Origin of the sequence: Limnobacter sp. CACIAM 66H1 (genome assembly GCF_001601825.1) — a bacterium.
GTDB lineage: Bacteria > Pseudomonadota > Gammaproteobacteria > Burkholderiales > Burkholderiaceae_B > Limnobacter.
Genome location: NZ_LUJK01000081.1, coordinates 1 through 7527, shown reverse-complemented (window position 1 = coordinate 7527; position 7527 = coordinate 1). Strand labels below are relative to the sequence as shown.

The following is a 7527-nucleotide window of genomic DNA, read 5'->3' as shown; positions in this document are numbered from 1 at the left end:
GATTCGACTGACCACAGCGCAGCGTAACTGGGGCTTCGGTTTGTGCTTTCTGTACCTGCGCAATATCGAAGGCTTCTTATGGAATCACAAAAGGGCGTACCGCATTTATCGTGAGTTGGAATTGAACCTGCGAATTAAGCCGAAGAAGCGCCTAGTGCGGGAGAAACCTGAACCGCTGTTTGAACCGCTGAGAATTAATCATGTGTGGTCAATGGATTTCATGCACGACCAACTGGCCGATGGCAGAAGCATTTGCCTTTTCAACGTGATCGACAACTTTAACCGTGAAGCTTTGACCATCGAGATCGACTTCTCTTTGCCTTCAGAGCGCGTGATGCGCGCTCTGAATCAGATCATTGAATGGGCGTGGCAAGCAGAGGCCATTATCGTGGACAACGGCCCGGAGTACATCAGTGGGGCCATGGTTGCTTGGGCGGAAAAACGCGGGATCGAACTGAAATACATTCAACCTGGCAAGCCTCAGCAAAACGCCTACGTTGAATGCTTCAATAAAACAGTTCGATACGATTGTTTGGCTGAGCATTTATTTGATGACTTGGAACAAATACAAGAACACGCAACAGACTGGATGTGGATCTACAATCACGAAAGGCCAAACATGGCCATCGGTGGAATCACACCCAAAATGAAGTTAGCCATGGCGGCCTAAGCTCTACTTTCGAACCCTTTAAAAATAGGGGGATTGCCTAACCATCCCGACCGTTTCGCGTTTGCTCACGCGAGACTGTCAGCAGCAGAAAACCGAGATTCGTAATGCCAACTTGTTCAATCGGATAATTTTTATGTATCAATCTAAACTTTATATTTATTTGCGTCGTCTTGCTAGAAAGACAGGTTTACTTCCAAGTGTTGTAAGTGGATGGAGGAAGTTGTTCGCTGTAAAATATGAGCAAAGTTTTAATCAGTTTATGCAAAGAAATATAAACCCCGATGACGTCATTTGGGACGTAGGAGCAAATCAAGGTCAATATGTAGAAGAAATCCTAGTCAATTTATCGAATAAAGGTAAAGTAGTGACTTTTGAGCCAGCGCCTACTAGCGCAGCTGTACTGTATAAAAAGTTTATAAATAAAAAAAATGTGACAATAATTAACGCAGCCTTAAGTGACAAAAATGGCGAGATGACATTTTACTTTGATCCTGCGGGAAGCTCATCTGTAGAGGATTCCTCTGCATATCATCCAGATAAAGATTCCTGTGTAGTTCGTCAATTTACAGGAGCTTCCTTCGCACATGAGGAAAAAGAACTTTTCCCCAACTGTATCAAAATAGATGTGGAGGGGTTTGAGGTTGCAGTGATCGAGGGTTTGAAAACAATATTAAGCGATCGAAGACTTAGGTGTCTTTTTATTGAAGTACACTTTAGAAAGCTCGATTCGCTGGGCTATAAAACTGGCGCTTCCCAGATTTTTGATATTCTCAAGTCCTCTGGATTCAAAACGACATGGACTGATCCCTCTCACTTGTGTGCTGTTCGAGTCAAATAGATGGCGCCTTTATTTATAACCAAGAAGGATAAGCTGAAGAGGACGATCTGGAGCATTTGTTATTTTTGTTTTTTTAAAACAAGTCCAATTTTTGCTCACAGATGGAGGGTTTTTCTACTAAATCTTTTTGGGGCAAATGTTTCCTACAAAGCCTTCATTTATCCTGACGTTAAAATTTGGTCTCCATGGAATTTGGTCATGCAAGAAGACAGTACTCTTGCGTTTGGCGTGATCTGTTACAACCCAGCGTTAGTGTCCATCGGCAGGCATTCTACGGTCAGTCAGTTTACCCATCTGTGCACTGCGGGACATGATTATGAGCATCCTGATGCAAGAAGAAGCGCCAAATTCCCCCTGATGGTAGGACCAATCATTATTGGAAATCATGTGTGGATCACTGCGGACTGTTTTATATCGCCTGATGTGAAGATTGATGACTGGGTTGTGGTTCTTCCCAGGAGTGTGGTAACCAAGAGCATTTCTGACTCTGTTGTTGTTGGAGGCGCCCCGGCTGTGCCTCTTAGAAAGAGGGTTGTCCGTGAGGAATGATTCCAGCACCCGTTTAACGGTAGACGATCTTATTTTTGGTACGTCGACATTGCATCATTTGCTGCTTAGTAAAGACCGTTGTCACATTTTAAGAAATGCATTTGAAGTAGGAGTTTCCTGCTTTGATACTTCGCCATTCTATGGGGATGGTTTGGCTGAGTCTTGTTTAGCTGATGTATTTGGTGATGTGCCCGATTTGGTGCGCATATCGACAAAGATTGGTCTTGATGCCAGAGGATTGCGTCCTGGCTCGATTGCGAACACCATTGCAGTTAAGTTTGTTCAAAAGCTGAGCTGCCAAAGAATGTTTTCAGTTCGTGTGCCGAACTCATCGAGATTTGCCTATGATTCAATTGTGAGATCCGTGGGCGAGTCTTTTGCTCGACTTGGCAGAATTCGGACAGATACACTATTTCTTCACGAACCTTATGCGGCTGAGTGGCCCCAAATTGAGCGTTTGATCCCCTTTTTAAGCAGCTTGTTGAATAGTGGCGATATAAAACAAATTGGACTATCGGGGTACGCAAAGGAGTGCCTGTCTATTCAGAAGGAGTCAGGGTATTTCTTTTCTAGAATCCAGATAGAAGACGATCCGCTATTAACTCAGAGTTCATTGCTTCAGGAAAATGGGGTAAGCGTTGATGCATTATTTGGTGTTCTAAGAACTGCTTATGCCGCTGGTTCAAGCCTCAGCGCATCTCAAATATTCCGAGAGGCTTATCAAAGATCCCCCGGCAAAAAGTTTTTGTTTTCCACAACAAAAATTCAGCATCTAAAAAATCTTATATCGGGCCTGAGCGATGGTGATTGATGGTAGCCGTGCCACACACATAGAGCATCGCCTCGTTGATGGTTTCTCTGCGGACTGTATAGTTGTTGGGGCCGGTACCGTCGGTTGCACGCTCGCTTTTCAAATGCTTGAACTCGGGTATCGTGTGATGTTGATTGAGGCAGGCGGGTTGCACGCCACCAAAGACGCGCCGTTTGTAGATCAGTTGGTTCAGACCGCACGGGTATATAAAGGTGTAACTGAAGGGCGAGCCTTTGGCTTGGGCGGAACTTCAAGCTTGTGGGGTGGGCAGATGTTGGAGATGACCGAGTACGATTTTCAGGAGCGTTCGAACGGTCAGATTCCGGCATGGCCAATACAACATTCCGAATTGTTGCCGTTCTATCGTTCGGTGTCCCGTTGGCTGGGCATTTCCGCGGACGGGTCGAATAACGTCGGTTTTAAACCGACCTTCTCCGGTGGCCGTTGGGTAGAGCGTCTTTCTTCCTGGATTGGCCACGCCCGGAGGAATATCGGCAAAAGCCTTCTCCAAGAGTTTGAGCGAAACGATAACATTCTACTTATCACCAATACAGCAGTGTCAGAGTTGACCCACGCTGATTTGAGTTTGCCCCCAACGATAAGTGGCGTGAAGATCAAGCTTCGGGACTCTGAGGTAGCAATCAAAGCGCCGTTCACCGTCATTTGCTGTGGGGCGCTCGAGTCTGCTCGATTGCTGTTGAGGCAATTCGATCTTCCTGAGTTTGTGAAGTTCAAATCACCAGTTATTGGAAAGTATTTTGCTGATCATTTGTCGGTGAGGTTTGCTCGATTAACCTTTGAGCCCTGTGATGTAAAACGAATAAATCGTAGCGTGATGAGTCGTTTCGATCGTGGTGTGATGAGAACACCTCGGTTTGAATTGACGCCCCGATTTCAGCAAGATTTGAGTGTCAGCAACACATACGCACATTTTTTAATGGTCAGTGCGCCAGGCTCGGGGTTTGATCTGATTCGTAAAATTTTACGGCGCATGCAGGGGATTAAAGAACCTTTGCAACTGGGGTTCAAAGCGCTTTGGAGAGGGCTCTCAGATGTAGTTGGAGTAGTTTTTTGGCGATATGTTCACAACCGTCTTTATCTATCGCCTTCATCCGAGTTGTATCTCCAGATTGATGTCGAGCAAATTGCAGGCCGAGAATCATATTTGAGATTGGCTGGCGATGGGAAACTTGAAATTAACTGGAAGGTATCAGAGCGCGACCTGAGCGCAGCGGAGACAGTTGGTGAGCTGTTTTTAATAGACTTGGCTAATTCTGAGTTAGGCGCACTTTTAAAAGCCACCAAAGTTTTTGATCGCAGCAAGGATGGCGATAACAACATCTATGATGTCTACCACCCAACGGGCTGCTTAAGAATGGGCGACTCACCCCATAATTCAGTTGTCGATAGGGATCTTAAAGTCTGGAATTTACACGGTCTCTACGTGAATTCCACTGCAGTATTTCCAAGTGCAGGTGCAGCTAACCCAGGGATGACCCATTTCGCACTGACATTTCGATTGGCTGAGCATCTTGCCGCACAATTAAAGCCTGTCAATTAGGCACCTATAGGTTAAACAATGTTGTGTGTGGTGATTTTAACTTTCAATGAAGAAGGCCATTTAGACCGATGTTTGGAAAGTCTTAGCCCACTTAACGCCTTCTTGATTGTGGTCGACAGTTTTTCGAGCGATTCAACTGCGTTGATTGCATCCCGTCACAATGCAAGATTCATACAAAACAGGTTTATCAATCAGGCGCAGCAGTTTAATTTTGCGCTCACTGAACTTCCTAAAGACGTGAAGTGGGTGTTGCGAATTGATGCGGACGAGTATTTAACTCCAAAGCTAGCTCACAGCATTAACGAGGCACTTGCGAGTCCCTCCGAGGTCATGGGCTATGGTTTGAAGAGACGAATGACCTTTGCGGGCAATCTTATCAAACACGGCGGTTTGTTTCCGGTGGAGATTGTGCGCCTCTTTCGATTCGGTCATGGTGTGTGCGAAGAGCGCTGGATGGATGAACACATTGTTGTCGATGGACCGGTTGGCCAGCTCGAAGGGGAGCTTATCGATGACAATTTGAAAAGTCTTACTTGGTGGATTCAAAAGCACAACCTGTACTCCAATCGTGAAGCGGTTGAGGTATTGAAGCTGAAATACGCACCCAATACCGCAAATAAGACAATGGCAGGGTCTGCAGGATTGAAGCGGTTGATCAAAGAGCGTATCTACTCCAAGTTGCCCGTTGTTCCCAAGGTGCTCGCTTATTTCTTATATCGCTATGTCATTCGACTGGGTTTTCTGGATGGCAAGGAAGGATTTGCATTTCACTTCCTGCAGGGGTTTTGGTATCGGTACTTGGTAGAGGCTAAAGTCCAAGAGGTGGAGCGTTGTGTGCAAACAAACAAAGTAGAGCTTCATGAGGCCATCGAGCGAGTTCTTGAAATCAGGCTGTAACCGACCACCACATTTGTATTCTGCATCCCAGGTGACAGTGATTTTGGGGGTGGGGAAAGTCTGGCAAAAGTGGATGGAGAGTTGAGGTGGCAGAGGATGCGATTTAAAACCCAAGGGGGTGGGGTCAGCCCAGAGGTCTTTGAAGCAGCCTCAAAATGAGGCTCCGGTTTGTCAATGAAAGACGGGGTAGTCCATGGCGCACAAATAGATTTCTGGCGAACAGTTTGCCAAACTCGCTACACCGCTTGCTATAAGCGGCTATGGTGAGTACATGTTGGATCTACTCGACACCAAGGCAACAATCAGTAAAGGATCCGTTTGGGCCTAATTAAGGGACCACTAAATTAACCACTATGAAAGTAATCCAGACGAAGTTGGAAGGAGTGTGTCTCCTTGAGCCTACCGTCTTTAGCGACAGTAGAGGCTACTTTTTTGAGAGTTTTAATGACCGAAAGTTTGAAGAACTTACTGGTTTTCCGGCGCAGTTTGTACAAGATAATCAATCCATGAGCGCAAGAGGGGTATTGCGAGGCTTACATTTTCAAATTAGCCCTAAGGCGCAGGGGAAGTTAGTACGTGTGGTCAAAGGTGCCGTATTTGATGTGGCGGTAGATATTCGTTCCGACTCTCCCACCTATGGCCAATGGGTAGGGTTTGAGCTTTCTGAATTCAACCATCGCCAATTATGGATACCCCCTGGCCTCGCTCATGGCTTTGTGGCTCTACAAGATAACACTGTCTTTCAGTACAAGGTGACTGAATACTGGAGCAAGGATCATGAACGTTGCATTGCTTGGAATGACCCTGATTTGGGAATTGATTGGCAGTTTGAGGGCGAGCCCATGGTTAGTGCAAAAGATGTCGAAGGTCTAAGCCTAGCTAGCTTCGGGAGATAGCTGCTTAACCACAATTGCCCATAGCGGGTAGAAATTTAGGTCGTACCTGATGAGTCAGATAATTTTTGGAGAATCTCACAGATGAGTATATTGGTAACTGGCACTGCCGGTTTCATCGGCAGCAGCTTTGCTCGCCAACGTCTAGCTGCGAGCAATGAGAAAATTATCTCGCTAGATGCACTGACTTATGCCGGGCATCCAAGCACCTTGCTGCCAGTCATGGACAATCCCAACCATTTATTCGTGCACGGAAGTATTGGTGACAAAGCTTTGGTGGCTAAATTGTTAGCGGAGTACAAACCTCGTGCTGTGGTCAATTTTGCAGCCGAAAGCCATGTCGATCGATCAATTCACGGGCCTGAAGCTTTCATTGAAACCAATGTCCTAGGTACTTTCCGTTTGCTTGAGGCAGTCAGAGAATATTGGCAGGAGCTTACTCGCGAGGAGCAATCGCAGTTTCGCTATTTGCAGGTCAGCACCGATGAAGTGTATGGAACGCTAAGTAGAGAAGAAGCACCTTTTGCTGAGACCAACCGCTATGAGCCAAACAGTCCATATGCTGCTAGTAAAGCGGCTTCCGACCATTTGGTGCGTGCTTGGCATCACACCTATGGTTTGCCGGTACTCACGACCAACTGTAGCAATAATTACGGGCCGTATCATTTTCCGGAAAAGTTGATTCCCTTGGTGATCATGAATGCTCTGGCGGATAAAAAATTACCGATTTACGGTGACGGTCAGCAAGTTCGTGATTGGCTCTACGTTGAAGATCACACTCGAGCTATTTATGAAGTACTCGAGCGAGGTCAATTGGGGGAAACCTACAACATTGGTGGTTGGAATGAAAAGACCAATCGCGAAGTGGTGTACACCATCTGCACTATCTTGGATGAGTTAAAGCCTAGGGAAGATGGAAGTTGTTACTCAAGGCTGATCACCTTTGTCAAAGACCGCCCGGGTCATGATCGGCGTTATGCGATTGATGCCCGTAAAATCGAGGGGGAGTTAGGCTGGAAGCCGCAGGAAACTTTCGACACGGGTATTAGAAAAACCGTTCAATGGTACTTGGACAACCAAGCGTGGGTAAGGCTAGTAACTGACGCCGCTTATCGCGAATGGCTGGAGAAGCAATATGCGGGTTGAACAACGGTAATACCCCCATTTTTAAAGGGGCTCGAAAGTAGAGCTTAGGCCGCCATGGCCAACTTCATTTTGGGTGTGATTCCACCGATGGCCATGTTCAGCCGTTCGTGATTGTAGATCCACATCCAGTCTGTTGCGTGTTCTTGTATTTGTTCCAAGTCA

The 7527-nt window shown here is 46.3% G+C and carries 8 protein-coding genes and 1 pseudogene; 8 read left to right on the top strand and 1 reads right to left on the bottom strand.

All coding sequences use genetic code 11. The annotated features are described in order from the left end of the window. The 8 genes from A0129_RS15135 to rfbB form a co-directional block, all read left to right on the top strand. Nucleotides 1-670: IS3 family transposase (locus tag A0129_RS15135; protein ID WP_291716232.1), on the top strand; the 670-nt coding region annotated here is incomplete at its 5' end. Between the two features lie 133 nt (nt 671-803). Continuing rightward, nucleotides 804-1508: an FkbM family methyltransferase gene (locus A0129_RS15130; RefSeq protein WP_291716231.1), complete on the top strand. Its 705-nt coding sequence runs from the start codon at nt 804-806 to the stop codon at nt 1506-1508. Continuing rightward, a complete protein-coding gene (locus A0129_RS15125) occupies nt 1509-2057 on the top strand; it encodes a putative colanic acid biosynthesis acetyltransferase (RefSeq protein ID WP_291716230.1) in 549 nt (182 codons plus the stop codon). Continuing rightward, nucleotides 2047-2868: an aldo/keto reductase gene (locus tag A0129_RS15120; protein ID WP_291716229.1), complete on the top strand. Its 822-nt coding sequence runs from the start codon at nt 2047-2049 to the stop codon at nt 2866-2868. The genes A0129_RS15125 and A0129_RS15120 overlap by 11 nt, the downstream gene beginning before the upstream one ends. After that, nucleotides 2858-4429, top strand: a complete 1572-nt coding sequence (locus tag A0129_RS15115) for an FAD-dependent oxidoreductase (RefSeq protein WP_291716228.1) — start codon at nt 2858-2860, stop codon at nt 4427-4429. Before A0129_RS15120 ends, A0129_RS15115 begins: the two co-directional genes overlap by 11 nt. 18 nt (nt 4430-4447) lie before the next feature. Further along, nucleotides 4448-5326: a glycosyltransferase family 2 protein gene (locus tag A0129_RS15110; protein ID WP_291716227.1), complete on the top strand. Its 879-nt coding sequence runs from the start codon at nt 4448-4450 to the stop codon at nt 5324-5326. A gap of 353 nt (nt 5327-5679) precedes the next feature. Continuing rightward, nucleotides 5680-6222 (top strand): dTDP-4-dehydrorhamnose 3,5-epimerase, encoded by a 543-nt coding sequence (gene rfbC / locus A0129_RS15105; RefSeq protein WP_291716226.1) that lies wholly within the window; start codon nt 5680-5682, stop codon nt 6220-6222. An 81-nt stretch (nt 6223-6303) separates the two neighbouring features. Then, nucleotides 6304-7365: a dTDP-glucose 4,6-dehydratase gene (rfbB, locus tag A0129_RS15100; RefSeq protein ID WP_291716225.1), complete on the top strand. Its 1062-nt coding sequence runs from the start codon at nt 6304-6306 to the stop codon at nt 7363-7365. A gap of 44 nt (nt 7366-7409) precedes the next feature. On the opposite strand, the pseudogene A0129_RS15095 reads toward rfbB, so the two are convergent. Next, nucleotides 7410-7527 (bottom strand): annotated as a pseudogene (locus A0129_RS15095) (IS3 family transposase); the annotation flags it as partial.

What these genes read in the sequence shown, in the direction of transcription:
- A0129_RS15130 (WP_291716231.1), top strand. Translation starts at nt 804, where the DNA reads ATGTATCAATCTAAACTTTATATTTATTTGCGTCGTCTTGCTAGAAAG.
- A0129_RS15125 (WP_291716230.1), top strand. Translation starts at nt 1,509, where the DNA reads ATGGCGCCTTTATTTATAACCAAGAAGGATAAGCTGAAGAGGACGATC.
- A0129_RS15115 (WP_291716228.1), top strand. Translation starts at nt 2,858, where the DNA reads ATGGTGATTGATGGTAGCCGTGCCACACACATAGAGCATCGCCTCGTT.
- A0129_RS15110 (WP_291716227.1), top strand. Translation starts at nt 4,448, where the DNA reads ATGTTGTGTGTGGTGATTTTAACTTTCAATGAAGAAGGCCATTTAGAC.
- rfbC (WP_291716226.1), top strand. Translation starts at nt 5,680, where the DNA reads ATGAAAGTAATCCAGACGAAGTTGGAAGGAGTGTGTCTCCTTGAGCCT.
- rfbB (WP_291716225.1), top strand. Translation starts at nt 6,304, where the DNA reads ATGAGTATATTGGTAACTGGCACTGCCGGTTTCATCGGCAGCAGCTTT.